The sequence below is a fragment of the Aeromonas sp. R5-1 genome (genome assembly GCF_040908265.1).
In the GTDB taxonomy this organism is placed as follows: domain Bacteria; phylum Pseudomonadota; class Gammaproteobacteria; order Enterobacterales; family Aeromonadaceae; genus Aeromonas; species Aeromonas caviae.
The window spans coordinates 1-22,176 of the sequence record NZ_JBFODJ010000091.1 but is presented as its reverse complement, the minus strand read 5'-3'; the positions used below and the strand labels follow the sequence as shown (position 1 = coordinate 22,176).

Here is a 22,176-nt window from a genome sequence, read left to right as displayed (position 1 = left end):
CTTGTCGGCGGCCATTTTCGCCGCTTGCCACGCACTTGGCAGCCATTTTTACGAAACCCTTACGCTTGGCGCAAAGAGCCTTAACCCGGCTCTGGGGTAGAGTGCCGCCGTGATCGTCATTCAGGATACAGGTTGTCATGCCCACGTTCTCCCCTCGTCTCTTCTGGCTGCTGCCCCTGTGCGCCCTCGCCCTGTTGCTGGCCTGGCGCCCCCAGGCCAAGGCACCCGCCAGCGACTACATCACCGCCAGTGCCGAGACCCGGGATCTGGAGCAGCTCATCATGGCGGACGGCACCCTGAAGGCGCGCAAGCAGGTGAGCGTGGGCGCCCAGGTGTCGGGCCAGATCAAGAAACTGCACGTGACTCTGGGGCAGGAGGTCAAACAGGGGGAGCTGCTGGTCGAGATCGACGATCTGCCCCAGCAGAACGCCCTCAAGGATGCCCTGGCCCAGCGCGACAACCTCCAGGCCCAGCTGGATTCCAAAGAGGCCACCCTTCGCAATGCTCGCCTCGCATACCAGCGCCAGCGGCAGATCGTCGCAAGAGGTCTTGGCAGCACGGCCGACCATGACAGCGCCAAGGCGACCCTGGACGAGACCCTGGCCGATATCCGGGCCCTCAACGCCCAGCGGGTGCAGGCCGAGATCGCGGTGGACACAGCCCGGGTCAACCTGGGGTATACCCGGATCCTGGCCCCCCTCTCCGGTACCGTGGTGGCCATGCCGGTGGAGGAGGGGCAGACCCTCAACGCCAGCCAGAGCACCCCTACCCTGCTCAAGATTGCCCAGCTCGACACCATGACGGTGGAGGCCAGGATCTCCGAGGCCGACGTCATCAACGTCCGGGTCGGCATGCCGGTCTATTTCACCATTCTTGGCAACAGCCAGCGCCGCTTCGAGGGATCCCTGCGGGCCATCGAGCCCGCCCCCGACACCATCAATGACGACGACACCACCAGCAGCAGCGACAGCAGCGCCATCTATTATCACGGCCTGTTCGAGGTGCCCAACCAGGATGGTCAGCTCAGGATCAGCATGACGGCCCAGGTCTATCTGGTGGTCGCCCGGCTCAAAGATGCGCTGGTGATCCCGGCCATCGCCCTGCAGGGGGATCAGGTCAGGGTGATCGACGACGGAGGCCGGATCAGCCTGCGCCGGGTCAAGGTCGGCCTGAACAACAAGGTGGATGCCCAGATCCTGTCGGGCCTGAGCACCGGTGAGCGGGTCATCGTCAGCGAAGTGAACGCAGGCCAGAGCAACGCCGCCGGGGGCATGCCGCCCCCCATGGGGATGTGACCATGGGCGCCTTGTTGCAACTGCGCGGCATCCACCGCCACTTCGGAGAGGGTGAGCGCACCGTCACCGTGCTCGATGGCATCGATCTGGCGATCGCCCGTGGAGAGATGGTGGCCATCGTCGGCGCTTCGGGCTCCGGCAAATCCACCCTGATGAACCTGCTGGGCTGCCTGGATCAGCCGAGCGAGGGGGCCTATCTGGTGGCCGGGCGCGATACTGCCACCCTCAGCCGGGACGAGCTCGCCGCCCTGCGCCGGGAGCACTTCGGCTTCATTTTCCAGCGTTATCACCTGCTGGCGGATCTCGATGCCCGCACCAATGTGGAAGTGCCCGCCCTCTACGCCGGTCTGGATCCGGCCGAGCGACGCCAGCGGGCCGAGGCCCTGCTGACCCGCTTCGGCCTCGCCAGCCGGCTCGAACACAAGCCAAGCCAGCTCTCCGGCGGCCAGCAGCAGCGGGTCAGCATCGCCCGGGCCCTCATCAACGGCGGCGAGGTGATCCTGGCCGACGAGCCGACCGGGGCCCTCGACAGCCAGAGCGGCGCCGAGGTGATGGCGAGCCTTCAAGCTCTGCATCGCCAGGGCCACACCCTGGTGATCGTCACCCACGACATGGACATCGCCCGCCACGCCGAGCGGATCATCGAACTGAAAGATGGCCGGGTGATCGCCGATCGCCGCACGCGCGAGCCACAGGCCCTTCCCCAGGCGACCCAGGCCGCCACCAAGACGTCCGCCAGGGGGAAGACCCCGCTGATGGCGGGGCTCGGGAATGCCCTGCAGATGGCCCTCAAGGCCATGGTTGCCCAGCGTCTGCGCACCTTTCTCACCATGCTCGGCATCATCATAGGTATCGCCTCCGTGGTGACCGTGGTGGCCCTCGGGCAGGGCTCCCGGGAGCGAGTGCTGGAGAACATCAACGCCATGGGCACCAGCACCCTGGAGGTGTTCCCCGGCCGCGGCTTCGGGGACATGCGCTCCGCTACCATACAGACGTTGCGGATCGGGGACGCCGAGGCCATCGCCCGGCTGGACTACGTGCACAGCGTCACCCCCAGCCTCAGCACCAGCGCCACCCTGCGCCTTGGCAGCACCGCCGTCTCCGGCACCATCAACGGCGTCGGCGCCCAGTTCTTCCAGGTCAGGGGCTATCGCCTGGCCCAGGGCATGGGCTTTGATCGCCAGAGCGAGGAGAGCCTGGCCTAGGAGGTGGTGATCGACGAGCACACCCGGGACAAGCTGTTCGCCCCGACCCAGTCCCCCCTGGGCCAGGTGATCCTGCTGGGGGATCTGCCCTGCCGGGTGATCGGAGTCGCCATCAAGAACCAGAGCGGCTTTGGCAGCGACGAGACCCTCAACGTCTGGATCCCTCATACCACCGCCATGAGCCGCCTGCTGGGGCAGAGCCATCTGCGCAGCATCAGCGTGCGGGTGCGGGACGAGGTGAGCCTGGACGCCGCCCAGGACGGCATCAGCCGCCTGCTCACCCTGCGCCACGGCAGCCAGGACTTCTTCCTGCTCAACACCGACAGCATCCGCCAGACCATCAGCCAGACCAGCGCCACCCTGACCACGCTGATCGCTCTCATCGCCCTCATTTCCCTGATCGTCGGGGGCATAGGGGTGATGAACATCATGCTGGTCTCGGTCACCGAGCGCACCCGGGAGATAGGGGTGCGGATGGCGGTCGGCGCCCGGACCCGGGACATCCAGCAGCAGTTCCTCATTGAAGCCGTGCTGATCTGCCTGCTGGGGGGCGTGCTCGGCATCGCCCTCTCCCTGGTGCTGGGCCAACTGTTCGACCACTTCAGCAGCGGCGTCCGGATGAGCTACTCCCTTGCCGCCATGGGGGTGGCCTGCCTTTGCGCCAGCCTGATCGGGGTAATATTCGGCTTCGCCCCGGCCCGCCGGGCCGCCAGGCTGGACCCCATCCACGCACTGGAGCGCGAATAGCCCGCATTGACGCCGGGGTGACGCCACTCTCCCCGACACCGGATCGGGGGCCGATGCCCGGCCCCGCCACCAAGCCTGAACGCCCGCACTTCTTCCCTGAATGCGCGGGTTCTTTGACCGGGTCCCGTACCCGGTCTTTTTTTGTCTCCCGCCCGCCACACCCACAAAAAAAGCCGCCCGAAGGCGGCTTTTGTCATCACGGGCCAGTCGGTTACCCCGGGCCATCAGGCGCCGATGATGCCGCCATCGTCCCGGGTGATCCGCAACACAGCGGAGCGGGGAATGGCGGTGCCGCCGTCCGGGAAATGGGAGGGCGCCCCCTCCTCACCCGGGTGCTGCACCCCGACGAACATGGTGCGCCAGTCAGGCGTGAAGGTGAGGCCCGTTATTTCGCAGGCCACGGGGCCGGTCAGGAAGCGGCGCACCTCGCCGCTCGCGGGATCGGCGCACAGCATCTGGTTGTTGCCCATGCCGGCAAACTGCTTCTCGTTGGAGTAGTCGCCGTCGGTCTGGATCCAGAGCCGCCCCGCCTCGTCGAAGCCGATGCCGTCCGGGCTGTTGAACATGTTGTCCGGGTGGATGTTGGCACTGCCCGCCATCAGCCCCTCCTTGTGCACGCCGGGGTTGCCCGCCAGCAGGAAGAGATCCCACTCGAAGCGATCGCTCCCGTGATCGTCCCCCATCGGGCGCCAGCGGATGATCTGGCCATAGGGGTTCTCGGCCCTGGGATTGGCGCCATCGAGAGGTTGGTTCTCCTTGAGGCCGCGGTTCTTGTTGTTGGTCAGGGTGCAGTAGACCTCGGCCCTGTGGGGATGCACGGCCACCCACTCGGGCCTGTCCATGGTGGTGGCGCCCAGCCGGGTCGCCGCCTCCCGGGCGAAGATGAGCACCTCCCCCTGATCGGCGAAGCCGTTCTCCCGGGTCAGGCCGTGCTGGCCGTGCACCAGGGGCAGCCACTGGCCAGTACCCTTGAGCTCCCCCTCCCTGGCCTCGAAGCGAGCCACATAGAGGGTGCCCTCGTCCAGCAGATCCCGGTTCGCAGGATCGTTGCCCGGCGCCACCTTGTTCTTCGAGACGAAGCGGTAGATGTGCTCCCCCCGCTCGTCGTCGCCGAGGTAGACCACGGCGCGGCCATCCTGGTTGACGGTGAAGGCCGCATTCTCATGCTTGAAGCGGCCAAGGGCGGTACGCTTCTTCGGGGTGGAGGCGGGATCGCGGGGATCGATTTCCACCACCCAGCCGAAGCGGTGCGGCTCCTGGGGATGCTTCGCGAGATCGAACCGCTCGTCAAATTTGTGCCAGCCAAAGCCTGCATCCTCGGCGGCCAGGCCGTAGCGGGCGGCGCGCTGGTCCAGCACCGGCTTGCCCTCGCTGCCGAAGTAGCCGTTGAAGTTCTCCTCGCAGGTGAGGTAGGTCCCCCAGGGGGTCTGGCCATTGGCGCAGTTGTTGAAGGTGCCAAGGGCGGTGCGCCCCTCGGGATCGGCCTGGGTCTTGAGCAGGGCATGGCCCGCCGCCGGGCCGCTCAATGTCATGGGGGTCGTGGCGGTGATGCGGCGGTTGAGGGCCCCCTTGGGGTTGGCCTGCCACTTGCCATCTTTGCGTACCAGCTCCACCAGGGAAACCCCGTGGGCCGCCTGAGCCTTGGCGACAGCCTCTGCACTGAGGGTCTTGCCACCATCTTCAAACAGGTATTCGTAGTTGGTGTATTCGTTGTTGACGGCGAGCAGGGCGCGATCCGGCCCCAGGGAGAAGAAGCTCATGCCGTCGTTGTTGTCGCCAAACTGGCGGGCCTGGGACTTGGCATCATTGCCCTGGGCAAAGGCGGGGGCATCGGGGAAGAGGGCATCTCCCCAGGCGATCAGCACCTCGGCCTTGTAGCCGGGCGGCACCACTATGGTGTCGGCCACCGAGGCGGGCACGGCCTGGAAGCCAAGCAGCGGCCGGGTGGCGGCAGCCACGGCCTGGGCCACGGGGCTCGCGGCAAAGAAGGCCACCATGCTGGCGGCGCCCACCCCTTTGAGGAAGCCACGGCGGCTCAGGCCCGCCTCGATGAGGCGGTTGAATGCCGGCTCCTGCTCGCGGGGGTGGTTGGCACTGTCTTTCTCGTCAAAACGGCTCATCGGCTTTTCCTTGTTATCTCGGCGCAATCATTGCGTCATCACGGCGTCCGGCCAGAGCATGGCAGCGCTTTATTAAACGAGGATGACAAATGACGAGATAACCGGCTGGCCCGGCAAGACGCCACCGCAAACGACAAGGGGCGGTGGACACCAGCCTCACCGCCCCAAGAGACACATCGCCGACAGAAGCTCTCCCCTCTATCTAACCGCACTTCTTCAGACTGATATGCCCGTTTGTACCGGATAGCACCCGCTGACAGCTGGCAGCCTCTAGCCGCACTTCTTCAGGCTGATATGCCAGTTGGCGCCGGATTGCACCTGATGTTTGGCGGCGAAGCTGTCCATGTTCAGGGCCACCGACACCTGCAACAGGCTGTTGAGGTAGACCAGGGGCTGGCCCTCCGGCACATCGCCAAAGCTGCTGACGTAGGGGGCCTTGCCCTCGTATTTCAGCGCATCCCCTTCGCTGATCCTGATGCAGGCGTTGTCCCCCTTGTGGATACCCGCCTTGGTCAGCAGGCTGTCGTCGATATTGGTCCAGACGTTGCCGTACTGCACGTCCAGGATCGGAATGGTGCCCTTGAGGGTACCGTCTTGCTCGACCACCGCGGGCTGATAGGGGATGGTCACCACCTCGGCGGGCAGCAGAGGCCCCACCTGCTCGAAGCTGATGGCACCGGAGGCGAGGCGGGCGCCGGTGTAGGCGTAGACGTCGCGGCCGTGGAAGGTATAGGACTTCTCGGAGCCCTTGAGGCGGTTGGTTTTCTCGTCTATCTGGCGCACCGCCTCGATGCCCAAGTGCTCCGCCACCAGGGTCAGGGTGCCGTTGTCCGGGCTGACGATGTAGTGGCCGCTCCTGGTCTTGAGTACCACCGACTTGCGTTCGGTGCCGACACCGGGGTCCACCACGCTGACGAAGACGGTGCCCGCGGGCCAGTATTGCAGGGTCTGATAGAGGCGGTAGGAGGCTTCCCAGATGTTGTAGGCCGGGATCTCGTGGGTCAGGTCATGGAGCGGCAGGGTGCGGTCCACCCCGAAGGCGACCCCCTTCATGGCCGAGACGGCGCCATCCTTGAGACCGAAGTCGGTCTGGAACACCAGGGCCTCGTTGGCAAGGGCACTCGCCCCCACCAGAGAAAGGGCGAGCACGAGGGCGCGGGGGACGATACGAATATCCATGTCAGGGCTCCTTTAAAGACGTTTGGACGTCCAGATTGCCACTCATGGCGATCTTTGCAACCCCTGATGCCCGAATGGGGGGCGAAATGACTCGCCAATCCGCCCCGTGCGGGTGTATCCATGGGGCATCCAACGCCGGGAGCACACCAGATGACCAGAGAGCATCACGACACCATTTTGCTGAGCCTGGGCAATACCCGAAGCCAGGTCGCGCTCACCGCGGCCGATGGCACCAGCCAGACATTTGCATTGACACTGGGGCTCGATGCTCTGACCCCGGGACCCTTTCGCCGGGATCCGCCTACGCCCCTGGAGCTTGAGCAGGCCATCATGGTGGTGGAGGATGTGCTGATGCCCCTCGCGGCACGGATCCCGCCCCACCCCGTGCTGCACCTGCAAAGCCCGGAGCCCCTGGCCGAGGTGCTCGGCAACCGGGTGCAGAGCCGGGAGAACATAGAGCGGTTGTTCGGCCAGCTTGCCGCCATGGTGGAGGGGGATCCCCTGGCCTCGGCCCAGTTGCCGAGGGAGAGGCACATCGCAGCAGCCCTGCTGATCCTGCGGGAGTGGATGCACCACCTGGATGCCGGGAGCGTCGTCCTGGTCGATGGGTGATGCCCTGTCACACAGCGGGCTCGAAGGGATGCCGTGACACCGCCCAGGCCAGCCCCAGGCTTGTCAGGGTGCAGCCGACGAAGAGCAGATCCAGCGCGACGCCAAGACCGGCCCCGTCGCTCACCCAGCCCAGCAACACGGGTACCCAGTTCGCCACATAGGCGATCACATAGAAGAGGGAGAGCAGCCGCGCGTGGCTGGCCGGGGGCGCGATGCGATTGATCAGGGTCGCACTGCCCACGAACACGGCCCCCTGGGCATAGCCCGCCACCAGTAGCCCGAGTCCCGCCAGCCAGCTGGGCAGGCCGTGAACAGCCCCGGCAAAGAGCAGCACGCACAGCGCCAGGGCCAGCACGCCGCTTTGCAGGGTATGGCGGGCATCGAGGCGACGGGCCCAGAGCTGGCAAAGCCCGGAGAAGACCAGATAGGCCGCGACAAGATAGCCGAACAGCCCCAGATCCGTCATGCCCAGCATCTCGCTCACCACCTTGGGACCCATGGCCAGCAAGCTGGCCGCCACCGCCCAGGCGGTGAAGAGCGCCAGGGCGCAAAGAAAGAACCCGGCCCCCGTGGCCCTGAGCCCCTCTCCCAGGGATCCGCCACCCTGCCCGCTCGGGGCGGCATCCGTCACCCTGACCCCTTTGGGCCAGCTCAACACCAGCCCCCCGATGGCGCAGGCCGCCATCCCCAGGATCAGCAGAAACGGCAGCGTGGTCGGGTAGAGATCCTGCTGCAGCGCCAGCCCGCTGAACACGGGGCCAAGGGCCAGCCCGGCGGTGAACGATAATGTGGCGCTCAGGGCCGCCCGCTTGCCCCCATCCCTGGGGCCAAAACGCAGCAGCGCCACATTGGCGGCACCGGTCAGGCTGCCCGTGCCAATCCCGGCCAGCAGCCGCGCCAGCAAAAGGGTCCAGAAGCTGTCGGCCAGGGAAAAGAGCAGTGCCCCGCCCCCGACCGCCACCAGGGCAGGCAGGATCAGGGTGCGCAGATCCGCCACGCGTCCCGCCAGGTTGCCCACCCCGAACAAGGCGATGAGCACGCCCCCCGCATAGCCGCCATAGATGAGGCTGAGGCCGAGATCGCTCAGAGCCAGCGCCGCCTGGTAATGGGGATAGAGCGGGGTAGGCACGCTGCTGTTGAGCAGGGCCGACATCAGGGCGAGGGAGAGAAACCAGCGTAGACGAGGATGGACAACCTGACCTGGCTCGCAAGCCGGGACGCTTGAGACAGACATGGACACTCCAGTGGCAGACGAATGAAACCGCAATCGGGAGCGACATCATAGCGATCCCGCACACCCCGGACTGCGGCAGTTCTGCATCACGCCGACTCAATCCTGCATCACGTCGGGGTGGCGCGCGCCCTTGGCAGGGGAGCCGCAGGCACGCACCGGACCCGGTCTATCCCCTTGTGCTGCCATCCCCGCTGGCATCTAATATTGCGGCGCCAATCAGGCGTTCTGCTTGAGTGAGGAGCAAGCATGATCAACTGGGACGATGCCCGCTTCTTCCTGGCCCTGGCACGGCGGGGCAGCCTGCGGCAGGCCGGACTCGAGCTCGGGGTGGATCAGGCCACCGTCGGGCGGCGGATCACCCTGCTCGAGCAGCAGCTGGGGGCCAAGCTGTTTATCCGCACCCCCAGACACTATCGCCCCAGCCCCCTGGGGGAAGCGCTGCTGCCCCAGGCCGAGGCCATGGCGCAGGCGGCCCTGGCCATGATGCGCACCGCGAGCCTGGGGGAGCTGGAAGGGGAGCTTTGCATCGCCACCACGGATACCCTGGCCCAGGGCTTCGTGCTGCCCGCGTTCAGCCTGCTGCGCCAGCGCCACCCCGGCATCCGCCTCAAGTTGCTGACCGCCGTCAGCGTGAGCGACATCCCCAATCAGGAGGCGGATCTCGCCATTCGCAGCGTGCGCCCCGAGCAGGGAGATCTCGTGGTCAAACGGCTCGCCACCATCAAGATGGGGCTCTACGCCTCTCCCGACTACCTGGCCAGGCGGGGCACGCCCCGCTCGGGTCAGGCACTGCAAGAGCACGACCTGCTGCTCTTTCCCAGAGAGCTCGTCGCCCGTCACTGGCTGAGTCTGTGCGGCGAACCGCTCCACGAACCCAACGTGGTCCTGCAGAGCAATGCCCAGCTGGTGCTGATGGCGGCCGCCCGGCAGGGGCTCGGCATCGCCCTGCTCTCCACCTTCCTCGCCGAGGAGGATCCCGCCCTGGTGCGCCTGCTGCCTGACCAGCACGATCCCATCGACATCTGGATGGTGCTGCACCCGGACGTGCAGAAGACGGGCCGAATGCGCGCCCTGGTGGCAGCCCTGGAGGAGGTGTTCCAGCCCCTGCAACAGACCCAGCCCTCCGCCACCCCCTGTCAAACGCACAGGGATTGAGCGGGTATGCCCCCCATACGGGGCACTTTCTTCGCAACGAACCATGTTAGAGTCCGCCGCTGTTTTTTCCTTTGATAACGGGGCCTTACATGAAGAAGTTTGTTGTTTCATCCAGTGTCATCCTGATGGCGGGCTTGCTGACAGCCTGTGCGAGCGAGTCGTCGCGCACCCTGGAGGTACCCAAGGTTGCCTCCTATCAGAGCCACTATCAGGGCGCACGCAACCCCATCGCCGTCGGCAAGTTCGACAACCGTTCCAGCTACATGCGTGGCATCTTCTCCGACGGCGTGGACCGGCTGGGCAACCAGGCGAAAACCGTGCTGATCACCCACCTGCAGCAGACCGGCCGCTTCAGCGTGCTGGATCGCGACAACATGGCGGAGATCCAGGCCGAAGCCGGGATCAAGCAACAGGCCCAGCAACTCAAGGGCGCCGACTACGTGGTCACCGGCGACGTCACCGAGTTTGGTCGCAAGGAAGTCGGCGATCATCAGCTGTTTGGCATCCTGGGTCGCGGCAAGTCACAGATCGCCTATGCCAAGGTCAACCTGAACATCGTCAACGTCACCACCTCGGAAGTGGTCTTCTCTTCCCAGGGTGCCGGGGAGTACGAACTCTCCAACCGCGAGATCGTCGGCTTCGGCGGCACCGCCAGCTACGACTCCACCCTGAACGGCAAGGTGCTGGATCTCGCCATCCGCGAGGCAGTCAACAATCTGGTGAACGGCATCGAGACCGGTGCCTGGCGCCCGGCCCAATGAGGAGAGACGAGATGACGCTGTTCCGTCCTTCCCTGCTGCTGGTCAGCGGCCTGCTGCTGAGCGCCTGCGCCCAGGGGCCGCAGACGCTCTACAACTGGGAGCAATATCAGGGAGTGGTTTACCAGCACATGCAGGGTGACGACACCGGGGTCGAAGCGCAGATCGATGCGCTGGAGAAAAACCAGCAAGAAGCGAGCGCCAAGGGGCAGGCTGTGCCACCGGGCTTTCACGCTCACCTCGGCATGCTGTACGCCCAGCTCGGCAAGGATGCCCAGACTCGCGAGCAGTTCGAAACCGAGAAGCGCCTCTTCCCCGAATCGGCCCCCTTCATGAACTTCCTGATGTCCAACAAGAAGGGAGAGACCCAATGACCCTGCGCACCCTCCTTGCCCTCACGCTGGGCGCCCTCCTCCTGGGCGGCTGTGCACAGGGCCCCGGCTACGACTACAGCAACTTCAAGGAGAGCAGACCAACCTCCATTCTGGTGCTGCCGCCGGTGAATCACTCGCCTGACATCAAAGCGGGCCCCAGCCTGCAATCCCAGATCACCTATCCGCTCGCCGAGTCCGGCTATTACGTACTGCCGGTGGCGGTCACCAACGAGACGTTCCGGCAGAACGGCATGACCGAGCCCGCCGACATCCAGGCGCTGCCCATCAAGAAGCTCCACGAGATCTACGGTGCCGATACCGCCCTCTACCTCGACATCAAGGAGTACGGCACCAGCTATCTGGTCATCTCCAGCGAGACAGTGGTCACCGCCAGTGCCCGCCTGGTGGATCTGCGCACCGGCAAGCTGCTGTGGGAAGGCAGTGCCAGCGCCAGCAGTGCCGAGCAGCAGGGCAATTCGGGGGGCGGCCTCATCGGCATGCTGGTGGTGGCGGTGGTCAATCAGATTGCCAACACCCTGACCGACAAGGGCCATGAAATCGCCGGCATCACCAGCGTCAGGCTGCTCAGTGCCGACACGCCCAACGGCATCCTCCCTGGCCCCCGCTCGCCGAAATACCAGGCTCGCTAAGGCGCGTCGTCTCACCCCACACAAGAGGGCGCCATGCCCTCTCGTTTCAGTCGCCACCCCTTTCCCCTGCCTGACATCGCATGACGCCTCATCGTCTATCTTTTTGATATTGTTGGCTCATTCTTGCGCATGCCGGGTGACGACCCACCAACTTCATCTGGTGATGCCCGGCAAAATCAGTTACAAAAAAGGCCTCTGTCACCACGGAAGCGTTCACGCCATGGCCGCCTCACTGCTGCGTTTCCTCCCCCGTCGATGGCTCACCCGGCTTGGCTGGCTCTGCCTGGCCCTGATGGGGCTCGGATTGGTGTGCAACTACACCTACTTCGTCATCAGGCACGACATGGCGCTCATCACCGCCAAGCAGCCCAACCTGTTCGAGGTGTTCTATCAGCGGGCTCGCATCCTGGCGCCAGAGAAACTGGCCGCCTTCATCGACAACAGCAGCATCAAGATGCCCATCTTCAGCGAGAACGGGGATGCGACGGCCTATGCCTATGGCTATGATCTCCCCACCCTGAAGCGCCTGGCGGTCATTCCCGTGTTGCCCCCGGCCAACCAGATGCTCCTCGCCTACCTGTACGTCATCTCCAACTCCGAGGTCCTCAACCTCTACGCCTTCTATGACGATCGCCGCCTGCTTGGCATGGTCGCCAACAAGGGGATGCTGCCGAGCCAGCTGCTCCCGGTCAACACCGACCTCAATGACATCGAGCCCTGGACCCACTTTTTCGGTTGCGCCTCCTTCGCGGCCACCCATGTCCCCTGCAGCACGGATGAAGCCTGGGTATCCGAGATCTACACCGACACCTTCACCGGACTGAATACCATCACCCTCTACTTCCCCTTCGTCTATTACGAGCCCGCCATCAAGGACTACCGCTATGGACTCAAAGGCATCGACATCGCCGTCGACCGGGCGTTCAAGGAGGTGCTGCACCCCTTCGAGAGCCTCAATCCGACCCGGACCGTCCTCTCCTTCGAAGAGGTCGAGCCCTGCCGCCCGTTCCACCTCTGCCTGAGCACGCCGCTGATGCGCACTCAGGCAGGCAATGATCTCTACCTCAAGTGGTCATACAGTTACGGCGATTTCATCCGGTCCGTGCTCTACGGGGCGGCCTTCAAGCTCTATCTCATCATCCTGCTGCTGATCATGCTGACGGGGCGCAGCCTGGTTACCCGTCTGCGCATCCTAGCCCAGACCGACCACCTGACCCGGCTGCCACGCCGTGACATCCTCAATCAGGCGCTGCTGCGGGAGCACGACTACCTGATGATCCTCGACATCGACAACTTCAAGTCCGTCAACGACACCCATGGTCACGGGGTGGGTGACCTGGCGCTCGTCGCCTTCGCCAATCACCTCAAGACCAATATCCGCAAGGGCGATGTCGCCATTCGCTGGGGCGGGGAAGAGTTCATCGTGCTGTTCAAGGGGATGGACGATGACAACATGATGCATCACTCCGCCGCCCGCCTGCTGGAGCGGCCATTGCGCATCCCCGAGCTGCCCGCCCCCATCACCTTCTCTGCCGGAGTGACCCGCATTCGCGATTACCTGACGGTGGCCGAGGCGGTGCAACTGGCCGACGACCTGCTCTATCACGTCAAGCAGCACGGCAAGCGCAATATCGCCTATTACCAGGGGCAGACCATCCGCCTTATCCGCGATCCGGGTGACAATTCAGCCCCCTGAGCGGCCCGGCTTCTGCCGCTCCCCTGCTATCTGTTACCATCCCGGCCACGCTGATTGTTTCCGTCCCGGCCACGGGACGGGATAACCCCATACTGGTGCCCTATGTCCATTGCCTCTTTCGCCGAACTGGCCCTCTCCCCCCGCTTGCAGCAAACCCTGACCGAGCTTGGCTACGCCGCCCCCACCCCGGTGCAGGCCAGCGCCATCCCCCTGATCCTCGCGGGGCGGGATCTGATGGCGGGCGCCCAGACCGGCACCGGCAAGACCGCCGCCTTCGTGCTGCCGCTGCTGGAGCAGTTGCTGCAACACCCGACGAGCGATGCCCCCCGCCCCATTCGCGCCCTGGTGCTGGTGCCGACCCGCGAGCTGGCGGTGCAGGTTGCCGAGAGCGTCGCGCGCTACGGTCAGGGCACGGATCTCACCAGCGCCCTGGTCTACGGCGGGGTCAGCATCGCCGCCCAGGTGGAGGCGCTCAAAGCCGGGGTGGATATCCTCATCGCCACCCCGGGCCGCTTGCTCGACCATCTGCGCCAGGGGGCCCTGAGCCTTGGGAGCCTCCGCCATCTGGTGTTCGACGAGGCGGACCGCATGCTCGACATGGGCTTTATGGACGAGATAAAGGCCCTGCTCAGGCAGATACCGGCGGATCGCCAGACCCTGCTGTTTTCGGCCACCTGCGACGACAACCTCTTTGCCCTGAGCCGGGTGCTCTTGCGCGACCCTGAGCTTATCGAGGTGGCCGCCCGCAACACCACGGCGGCCGAGGTGGAGCAGCGGGTCTATGCGGTGGACAGCGATCGCAAGGTGGCGCTGGTCCAACACATGCTGACCGTGAAGGGCTGGGCGCCGGCGCTGATCTTCAGCCGCACTCGCCAGGGGGCGGACAAGCTGGCCCAGCAGCTTGGCAAGGGGGGCATCAATGCGCTCGCCTTCCACGGGGATCTGTCACAGAGCGCGCGGGAAAACGTGCTGCTGGCGTTTCGCGCCGGCACCTTGCAGGCCCTGGTGGCCACCGACGTGGCGGCTCGCGGCCTCGATATCAGCGAGCTCAACCATGTGATCAATCTGGAGTTCCCCCATCAGCCCGAGGATTACGTCCACCGCATCGGGCGCACCGGCCGCGCCGGCAACAAGGGGCTCGCCATCACCTTGTTCAGCCCGGAAGATGCGCCCCTGCTGGAAAAAGTCGAAGCCGTGCTCGATACCCGCCTGCCCCAGCAGTGGTTCCCGGGCTTTGAGCCGGATCTCACCCGCTTCGACCCCGAGCCGCGCCGCGCCAGCAAGGGCGCCCAGAAGCAGAAGGCCAGAAAGCAGGCCCTCGCGGGCAACAAGGGCGGCAAGGGACGAAAATCCTGACACGACTGTTTGCTGGGACAGCCATGCGCCTGCCCCAGCATCACCCCTCTCCAGACCCAGGCCTGTGGGGTGACGCCAACCGCTTTCCTGCCCCCCTGTTCTGCTCCGCGCCCTCCTCCTCAGTCCGCTTGCCCTGACCCGGCGACCCTTTGCCACACTCTGCTACAAAAGAGGTAGTCAGGGGGCACACTTTCGCCACAAAGCAGGCGTGCAATGGAGGCATGGACAAGGAGGACATCATGAAACCCGCATCCCTCGTCTGGGCCCTGCCCCTGACCCTCACCCTGCTCTGGCTTGCTGGCCTCACCCAGTGGCCCACCAGCGTCTGGCCCTGGCGCCACGAGCTGCTGATCCTGACCGGCCTGATTGGCCTTGGCGCCATGACCCTCTCTTTGCTGCTGGCCCTGCGCCTGCCCAGGCTCGAAGCCTGGTGCGGCGGGCTGGATCGCATGTTGCACCTGCACCGCAGTAGCGCCCTCTGGGCCACCGGCACCCTGGTGGCCCACTGGCTGCTGGTGGAAGCCCCCAAGTGGGCTGTCGCCGTCGACTGGCTGACCCGGCCGGCGCGCCGCGGTGCTGGTGCTGGTGCTGGTGCTGGTGCTGGTGCTGGTGCTGGTGCTGGCAACGATGCCCTCTGGCACAGCCTCGGCAATACCCTGGGGGAGTGGGGTTTCTATCTGCTGCTGGCGCTGGTGGTGGTAAGCCTGCTGGCGGTGGTGCGCTACGAGCGCTTCAAGGTGGTTCACCGGCTGGCCCCGGTCATCTATCTGATGGGCTGGCTGCACGGGCTCTGCCTGCTGCCGCGCATCGGCGCCCTGACCCCGGTCGGCCTGACCCTGCTTATCGGCGGCGGGCTGGGTGCTCTGGGGGCGCTCTACTCCCTGTTTGGCCGGGTGGGACGGGACGCACGCCGCCAGGGGACGGTCAGCGCCCTCACCCCTCTGGACGAGTGCACCCTGGAGATCAGGGTCACCCTGGCCTCTCCCATTACTGGCTACCGCCCCGGGCAGTTCGCCTTCTTCGACTTCGCCGGGCGCGGCGAGCCCCATCCCTACACCCTGGTCAATGTCTCGGCGGATGGCCGCACCCTGACACTGGCGGTGCGCGCCCTCGGGGATCACACCCGCTGGCTGCACCGCCACCTCAAGGTGGGGAATGCGGTCACCGTGACCGGCCCCTATGGCGCCTTCGCCCTGCCGGATCCGGCCCCGGCGCTCTGGGTGGGCGCCGGTATCGGCATCACCCCCTTCGTCGCCTGGCTGGAGGCCCTGGTGCGCCGTGGCGAACAACGCCCCGGCACCACCTTGCTGCAATGCGCCCCCACCGCCGAGGCCGCCCCTTATCACGCCCGGCTGGCCGAGCTGTGCCGCCGGGCCGGGGTCGAGTACCAATTGCACCTGGAATCCGAGCGCGGCCGACTGAATCTGGCCGCCCTGGGCCAACGCCAGCACACCCCGGTGTGGTTCTGCGGCCCAGAGCCCATGGCCCAGAGCCTGGATGCCCGCCTGGCCACCCCGCTGCACCGGGAGCTGTTCCGCTTCCGTTGACGGGCCAGTCGGTGCAGCCAGCCATCGGCAGCGCCGTTTTTCTCGGTGCGAGGCGCACTCGGGCCGGCAAACAGCAAGATTGTCCAAGCGGGCGGCACAGGCTTGGGGCTAGATTAGGGAGGCAGTCTGGTTCAGGAGGGAAAGATGGCGCAGGACAACCAGTTCATATTCGCACACAGTCAGCACCTGGCGAGCCTGACTGCGCTGCGGGTCAACATGACGGAATTTCGCTACGACCGTCACGCCCACGAGGAGTACTCCTTCGGGGTCACTCTGGCCGGGCGGCAGAACTTCTTCTGCCACGGCGGAGCCCACTCCAGCCCGGCAGGCAGCGTCATCCAGTTCAATCCCGGGGATGTCCACGACGGTCATGCCGGTGACAACGCCAGCCTCGACTACACCATGCTCTACATTCCGCCCCACGAACTCACCCCGCTGTTTGCCGATGCCGCGGGCGAGCGGGCAATGGGGACCTATCGGTTGTTGCAGCCCCTGGTGCGCGATGAGGCGCTGAGCGCCTGCATCCTCGAGCTGGCCCAGGCGGTGCGCGGCCAGGCCGACAGCATAGAGCAGGAGTTTGCCCTCTATCGCCTCGCCACCCGGGTGATGCAGCAGGCGGGACGTTTTGAGCCCAATGGCCGGGTGAGCCGCATCGATCGCCTCCTGTTGCAGGCCAGGGACTTTATCCACGCCCACTTCCAGCAGGATATCTCCCTGGCCGACATCAGCGCGGCGGCCAACATCTCCAAGTACCACTTCCTGCGGCTGTTTCGCCAACAGCTTGGCATCACACCCCATCAATACGTGATCAACTGCCGCATCAATGCCGCACGGCGCGCCTTGGCCGCCGGAGAGTCGGCGCAGGATCTGGTGTACCGCTACGGTTTCACCGATCTCAGTCACCTCAACCGTCGCTTCAAGCGCATCTATGGCATGACTCCCACCCAATACAGTGCCAGCCTGATCCGCTGAGCCCAAGGAACACCCCATGATTGAGCTTCTCGCCTATGCCATCGGCATCATGTATACCCCTGGCCCCGTCAACCTCATCGGCCTCAATGCAGGCCTGGGTGGCCGCACCCGCGCCTCCCTTGGCTTCTTCCTCGGGGTCGGCTTGGCGATGTTCGTGCTCCTGCTGCTCTTTGGCTGGGCGGGCACCCGCCTGGTGCGGGAAGATACCCTGATCTATGTCAGCCTGGTGGGGTGCCTCTATATCGCCTATCTCGCCATCAAGATCACCAGCGACAGCGGCGAGCTCGGTGCCAACGAGGCGCCTGCCCGCCCTCTGGGGGTGCGCAGCGGCTTCGTCATCCAGTTGCTCAACCCCAAGGCCATGATCGCCACCCTGCCCATCACCAGCATCCAGTTCCCGGCAGCCCAGATCCACGGCTGGAGCCTGCTGCCCTGGTCCCTGCTGCTCGGCCTGCTGGCCGCCGGCGCCCCCGGCAGCTACTCGATGGCGGGCAGTCTCATCGGACGTCATCTTCAACATCCTCGCTGGTTCAGGTACTTCAACCTGCTGATGGCCGCCCTGCTGCTCTACAGCGCCATCGCCCTGGCCTACCAACATGTCTATCTACCGCTGGCCGGCTGATCAGGCGAAGCGCTCCATCAAGAACCCCGGTGAAACGCCCACCTATGCCGGGGTGTCGCCTTCGCCGAGCAGACAAAGGCCGGACACTGCTGCGCCGGCCTTGCCCGGGTCATTCTCTCCATGAGCCGGCTATCCTCACAGGGTCTTGTGCCCTACGTGGAGCTACCCATGGATCGCTTCGGTACCAGAGGCAGACCCCTTCCCTCATCTGGCGTCAACGCAGCAATACGATTCCATGACCAAAACCCTCATTCGGGTATTGATGCATACGGAATGAATAAGCATCATCTTGCCGCCCCTGGTCATGGATAAGAATGTTGTATGTCCTTTGATAAAAAGCACGGTGAGTTCATCTTCAATGTGCAGGAACACCTGGTCACCTGCGAGCTGATCGGCCCTTTCAATGAAGAGGGTATGCTGGCGTGGATTGCACAGATAAAGTCCGTGGTGAACAGCCTGGATGGAAAGCCTTTCTGCGCCCTGGTGGACCATCGCCAGCATCAGGGGGTGGTGCTATCTGCCCTGCCCCATCTGCAGGAGACCTACCAGTGGCTGACCCAGAAGAATCTGGTGGCCATCGCCTCCCTCTATTCGGCCAAGGTGCTCCATCACATCGCCCTCTCCTGCCTCTCCCTCACCCACCCGGACCATATCCAGGCATTCAACGACCCCCAAGAGGCCATCGCCTGGCTGGATGCGCAATATCGGGCTCAGTGACCAACCCGGCCTGGTGTGATGCTCAACACCAAACGCAGTAGCCAGCCCGACCTGTGTTGATGCGCACTGTGCCGTGACGTCACCGGCCCGCTCTGGTTAAAAAGGCCGGTATCAACTCCCTCAGGTGCCACGCCCGGCAACAACCGATGGCAGAGCCCTCAGCGGCAGCAAATTAGTGTCCGTCTGGAGCGCCGCAGCCTGGGCGACTAGCTGCCCCGGCAGGGCGCCATCCGTGCCAATGGGCATCTGCTCCGCACGCACGCTGCCGCCCCAGAAGCTCGCCACCAGTATCAAGGCCCCGGCCAGCCCGCACTTTATCCAACCTTTCATCATCTGCTCCCTCGCTCCGACCGGCCCCTCATCACCCCTGTGACAAGCCGGGCCCATTTATCAGTGGGCAGAAAATACGGGGGATTTGTGAAGGGAAAATGAGGTTGTGTGAAGCCAGGGTGAAGATGGCGAAATAGGCTCTTCTCTCCATGCTTGTATGAAGAGCAATCTGCAGGCATCTCTCTCACCGTATCTTTATTCGGACTGAAAAAGTGGAAATCAATATCCCTATAAAGCCTTTCATCGGAACAAAATACCACTCCATCCTCTCTAAATAATACAAGATCACACAAAATCATGACAACGTAGCACTTTCATTTTTTTAAAAAAACATCAAACAAAGAATTGACCAAAACGAGCCATTGCAATAGTGTTGTGAACACGAATTAACACTCCCAACTACATTTTTACAACTAGTTATCAATGCCCATTTATCAAAGGTGGTTTATGTCTTTTTTAACACCCGCAGAAAATTTACCACTTCTTAGATTTAATGAACTAGTAATCAGAGCCGCTACGTTAAATGATATGAACAGTATCTATACTATGGGTTATGATGCTTGGGGAGATGGATTAGAACTCAACAAGTATTTGTTTTTCTGTAATAATTCTGAAAAATATAAAAAAGGAACCTGGTATATTCTTGAAGAACGCAATTGTATTCTAAGTTCTATTATATGTTATTCACTACCTTCCATTTCTGACATTTCAACCATAGGTATAGGGTCTCTATCTACAGTTTCTGATAAAAGGCGAAATGGCTTTGCCAGAATACTATTAGACGCAGTAAAAAAAGAGTATTGCAACCAATTTAAAACAAGAGCATTTATTCTTTATTCCGACATTAACCCTGACTACTACAAGATATCAGGATTCGAACCTTTACCAGATTTTCTTCAAAAGAAAAAAGATACTACATGTATGGTTAATTGTAATGCCATCGACATGAAAACAATAATTGAAAACTTTAGAAAAAACGCTCCATTATATTTCTAGCACCTACTGTTTTGTAGAGTTGTACCAAAACTAACATAAGGAAATGAAAAATTAGTCCGCATACCGCCACGCAGCAAATCATGGCAAAATCGGCAGCATACTTTGGATATCAGTGGCTTCTCGGCCACTACCTGTTCGCGATCGTCCGAATACGCTTCGCTATTCGAACCTACAACACAGATAGCGGCCCCTCACCCTGGCCCTCTCCCGAGGGAGAGGGGATGGTCCGTGCCAGTTCCAAGCCCGGTTGCCAAACCAAATCAGAGGCGCATATTTGCCCCCTTCTCCCACTCTTGATCACAAACAAGAGGAGAAGGGCTGGGGATGAGGGGGGAGGTAACAATAAGCCACATAATGTAGGGTCGATTAGCGCAGCGTAATCGTCCGCATACCGCCACGTACCGAGTAATGGCAAGACCGGCAGGAAACTCCAGATATCGGCGGTCTCTCGGCCGACCTCCTATTCGCGATCGTTCGAATACGCTGCGCTATTCGAACCCACTGCTTGCGGTTATGCTAACCACAAACACAATGTCGAACGATTCACAATATACGAAATGTATTTTTATCGTGAGGAATGAGAGGTATACGTGATTTTTTCAAAATGCCATTTATGTCAACAAGAAGCCGAACTACAGGAGTCTCACATATTCCCTCGATCATATTTCAAAAAAATAAAATCGGGGAGCGGCCAAGTATTGGAGATAGCAATAGATAAGGATACTCCACCATCACTATCTAACTTTGACCCTAAAGAGCATTTACTTTGTTTTGAATGTGAGCAACACATTTCTAAAAAATATGAAGCGTACGGCACTCAAATATTCAGAAGGACACAAAACATTGAAAGAGAAAATCTTCATGTAAAAATAAAGAACTTTAACTACAATAAATTTTATTTGTTCCTCATTTCTATTCTTTGGCGAGCATCTATTTCAACAATTGAACGATACCGCCATATTAACTTTGATGACAAAATGAATGCTAGGTTTGCAGCATGCCTTCTTAAAGAGTCAGTCAGGTTGTCACCATCTATAAAGCTAGACCACTTCTTTCGAGTAGCTATTTTCAGGTTAAAAGACTTCAGTAGACAACTGGATGATGACGTTATTAAACGCATTTTTATAGACCTGAATATAGTAAAGACTGAAGACATAAACGATGGGATAACTTATTTTTATGTAATAGATGGATGCTTAGTCATGATAAACCTAAATTGCCATGATGATATACATCAACAAAGAGTGATAAAAATAAAAAATCAGATGATAAATAAAACCATATTGAAAATTCCATTTATAAACATTTCGATATTAAAGAGGTTGCAGAGACTATTGCTGTGTCTATTGAAAAACTCTCATCCCATCCTAATAGAACAAAATAAACCCCATAAAAAACACCTACGAACAGTCTGTACAGATCTAGTTATCACCTGACACCGGCCTCAAACCGGTGTCTTGTTTACGCTACTTTAGTGCGCACTTCCTTCGGTATCAATTTCAGACCCTTTTTGAACATGCTGTAGGGAGTCTGTCCTTCCATCATCCTGCCTTGATGTGGCCGCTGGGTGTTGTAGTGATCCAGATAGCTGTCCAGGTCTGTCTGCATCTGCTCTACCGACTCATACCAGGTTGTCCTCCCCTTGATACGGAAGTGTTCATCCAGCAGGGTGCGATGTAGCCGCTCGATAAAGCCGTTGCTCTGCGGCCTGCGTACCTTGGTGGTCCGGTGCTCAATCCCCTCCAGTTGCAGGAACAGCTCGTAGGGATGATGGTCAGGGCGGCCGCAGAACTCGCGCCCGTTGTCCGACAGGATGGTATAGACCCGCGCCTCATGGGCTTCGAAGAACGGCAATACCGTTTCATTGAGCACATGAACCGAGGTCACCGGCAGCTTGCTGGTGTAGAGCCGTCCCCAGGCGTGGCGGCTGTAGCAGTCCAGTACGGTTTGCAGATACACCTTGCCCACCCCCTTGAGTGCGCCGACGAAGAAGGTGTCGACCGCCACCAGTTCCCCGGTGTAGTGGACCTCAATCTGGCGTTCGCGAAACTCGGGGCTGAAGCGTTCTAACAGGCGAATCTGCTCGTCATTGAGCTCAATGGTCTGCTCCCGGTGGGTTTTCTCGAGGCGCAACAAGCGGTCGTGTTTGGAGAGCAAGTCGTGACGTTGCCACACGCCACGCACACCACCCGCACTGACATTGATGCCTTGCAGAGCCAGTTCTTGGGCGACCCGCAGCGGGCCATGAGTTGGTCTGGTGAGGGAGTAATCGAGGATGGCCTGTTCAATCTCAGGAGCGACCCGATTGGGATGAGCCCCTTTACACCCGGGCAATTTGTCGAGCAATCCCTCGGCGCCATAGGTCTGGTAGTTACGGCGAATTTCGTAGAACTGCTGACGGCTGTAGCCGATGAGCTTGCAGGCTTTGCTGACATTATTGAGCTCTTTGGCGAGCTCTAGCAGGCTGAGTTTGCGACGTGCTACTTTCTCGTTGGTGGTCATACGGTGACTCCGGATAACACGGTAGGGGTACCGTTTTGTTATCCGGTTTGAAGCCGTATGACCACTCCCTTTTGTGGGCAACTGTCAGGTGAATACCATCTCCATACAA

General features: G+C 61.8%; 18 protein-coding genes and 1 pseudogene. 14 read left to right on the top strand and 5 right to left on the bottom strand.

All coding sequences use genetic code 11. From position 1 onward, the window contains the following. Positions 1–137 precede the first annotated feature (137 nt). A complete protein-coding gene (locus AB5Y64_RS12325) occupies positions 138–1,295 on the top strand; it encodes an efflux RND transporter periplasmic adaptor subunit (RefSeq protein WP_043155334.1) in 1,158 nt (385 codons plus the stop codon). A gap of 2 nt (positions 1,296–1,297) precedes the next feature. Beyond that, positions 1,298–3,247 (top strand): annotated as a pseudogene (locus AB5Y64_RS12320) (MacB family efflux pump subunit). Between the two features lie 224 nt (positions 3,248–3,471). Here the strand turns inward: AB5Y64_RS12320 and AB5Y64_RS12315 are convergent. Together AB5Y64_RS12315 and AB5Y64_RS12310 are read right to left on the bottom strand one after the other, a co-directional pair. Further along, positions 3,472–5,367, bottom strand: coding sequence for a PhoX family phosphatase (locus AB5Y64_RS12315; protein WP_043155340.1), 1,896 nt, complete (start codon positions 5,365–5,367; stop codon positions 3,472–3,474). A 270-nt stretch (positions 5,368–5,637) separates the two neighbouring features. Continuing rightward, a complete protein-coding gene (locus AB5Y64_RS12310) occupies positions 5,638–6,546 on the bottom strand; it encodes an S-adenosyl-l-methionine hydroxide adenosyltransferase family protein (RefSeq protein ID WP_368203904.1) in 909 nt (302 codons plus the stop codon). A gap of 150 nt (positions 6,547–6,696) precedes the next feature. On the opposite strand from AB5Y64_RS12310, the gene AB5Y64_RS12305 reads away from it, so the two are divergent. Beyond that, complete coding sequence (locus AB5Y64_RS12305; RefSeq protein ID WP_043155346.1) at positions 6,697–7,158, top strand: hypothetical protein; 462 nt, start codon at positions 6,697–6,699, stop codon at positions 7,156–7,158. Positions 7,159–7,165: 7 nt separating this feature from the next. On the opposite strand, the gene AB5Y64_RS12300 is transcribed toward AB5Y64_RS12305, so the two are convergent. Then, on the bottom strand, positions 7,166–8,392 hold the full coding sequence (locus AB5Y64_RS12300) for an MFS transporter (RefSeq protein ID WP_043155348.1): 1,227 nt from the start codon (positions 8,390–8,392) through the stop codon (positions 7,166–7,168). A gap of 246 nt (positions 8,393–8,638) precedes the next feature. On the opposite strand from AB5Y64_RS12300, the gene AB5Y64_RS12295 reads away from it, so the two are divergent. The 10 genes from AB5Y64_RS12295 (at position 8,639) to AB5Y64_RS12250 (ending at position 18,239) form a co-directional block, all read left to right on the top strand. Beyond that, positions 8,639–9,547: a LysR family transcriptional regulator gene (locus AB5Y64_RS12295; RefSeq protein ID WP_279956175.1), complete on the top strand. Its 909-nt coding sequence runs from the start codon at positions 8,639–8,641 to the stop codon at positions 9,545–9,547. 89 nt (positions 9,548–9,636) lie between these two features. Further along, on the top strand, positions 9,637–10,308 hold the full coding sequence (locus AB5Y64_RS12290) for a CsgG/HfaB family protein (RefSeq protein WP_368203900.1): 672 nt from the start codon (positions 9,637–9,639) through the stop codon (positions 10,306–10,308). Between the two features lie 11 nt (positions 10,309–10,319). Next, positions 10,320–10,679: a DUF4810 domain-containing protein gene (locus tag AB5Y64_RS12285; protein ID WP_042016536.1), complete on the top strand. Its 360-nt coding sequence runs from the start codon at positions 10,320–10,322 to the stop codon at positions 10,677–10,679. Then, positions 10,676–11,329 carry a DUF799 domain-containing protein gene (locus AB5Y64_RS12280; RefSeq protein WP_042016535.1) on the top strand — a complete coding sequence of 218 codons (654 nt, stop codon included), beginning with the start codon at positions 10,676–10,678 and terminating at the stop codon, positions 11,327–11,329. Before AB5Y64_RS12285 ends, AB5Y64_RS12280 begins: the two co-directional genes overlap by 4 nt. Positions 11,330–11,549: 220 nt before the next feature. Further along, positions 11,550–13,025 carry a GGDEF domain-containing protein gene (locus AB5Y64_RS12275; RefSeq protein ID WP_368203897.1) on the top strand — a complete coding sequence of 492 codons (1,476 nt, stop codon included), beginning with the start codon at positions 11,550–11,552 and terminating at the stop codon, positions 13,023–13,025. A gap of 102 nt (positions 13,026–13,127) precedes the next feature. Continuing rightward, complete coding sequence (locus AB5Y64_RS12270; RefSeq protein WP_368203895.1) at positions 13,128–14,381, top strand: DEAD/DEAH box helicase; 1,254 nt, start codon at positions 13,128–13,130, stop codon at positions 14,379–14,381. A gap of 221 nt (positions 14,382–14,602) precedes the next feature. Next, a complete protein-coding gene (locus AB5Y64_RS12265) occupies positions 14,603–15,928 on the top strand; it encodes a ferric reductase-like transmembrane domain-containing protein (RefSeq protein ID WP_173418152.1) in 1,326 nt (441 codons plus the stop codon). A gap of 144 nt (positions 15,929–16,072) precedes the next feature. Then, positions 16,073–16,900, top strand: coding sequence for an AraC family transcriptional regulator (locus tag AB5Y64_RS12260; RefSeq protein WP_010672934.1), 828 nt, complete (start codon positions 16,073–16,075; stop codon positions 16,898–16,900). 16 nt (positions 16,901–16,916) lie between these two features. Beyond that, on the top strand, positions 16,917–17,522 hold the full coding sequence (locus AB5Y64_RS12255; RefSeq protein ID WP_173418153.1) for a LysE family translocator: 606 nt from the start codon (positions 16,917–16,919) through the stop codon (positions 17,520–17,522). Between the two features lie 321 nt (positions 17,523–17,843). Then, on the top strand, positions 17,844–18,239 hold the full coding sequence (locus tag AB5Y64_RS12250; RefSeq protein ID WP_173418154.1) for a hypothetical protein: 396 nt from the start codon (positions 17,844–17,846) through the stop codon (positions 18,237–18,239). Positions 18,240–18,359: 120 nt separating this feature from the next. On the opposite strand, the gene AB5Y64_RS12245 is transcribed toward AB5Y64_RS12250, so the two are convergent. Next, a complete protein-coding gene (locus AB5Y64_RS12245; RefSeq protein ID WP_234924991.1) occupies positions 18,360–18,569 on the bottom strand; it encodes a hypothetical protein in 210 nt (69 codons plus the stop codon). Between the two features lie 447 nt (positions 18,570–19,016). Here AB5Y64_RS12245 and AB5Y64_RS12240 point away from each other — a divergent pair, with 447 nt between their 5' ends. Continuing rightward, a complete protein-coding gene (locus AB5Y64_RS12240) occupies positions 19,017–19,565 on the top strand; it encodes a hypothetical protein (protein WP_173418155.1) in 549 nt (182 codons plus the stop codon). A 1,461-nt stretch (positions 19,566–21,026) separates the two neighbouring features. On the opposite strand, the gene AB5Y64_RS12235 is transcribed toward AB5Y64_RS12240, so the two are convergent. Further along, positions 21,027–22,067, bottom strand: coding sequence for an IS481-like element ISAs19 family transposase (locus AB5Y64_RS12235; protein WP_042017433.1), 1,041 nt, complete (start codon positions 22,065–22,067; stop codon positions 21,027–21,029). Positions 22,068–22,176: the final 109 nt, after the last annotated feature.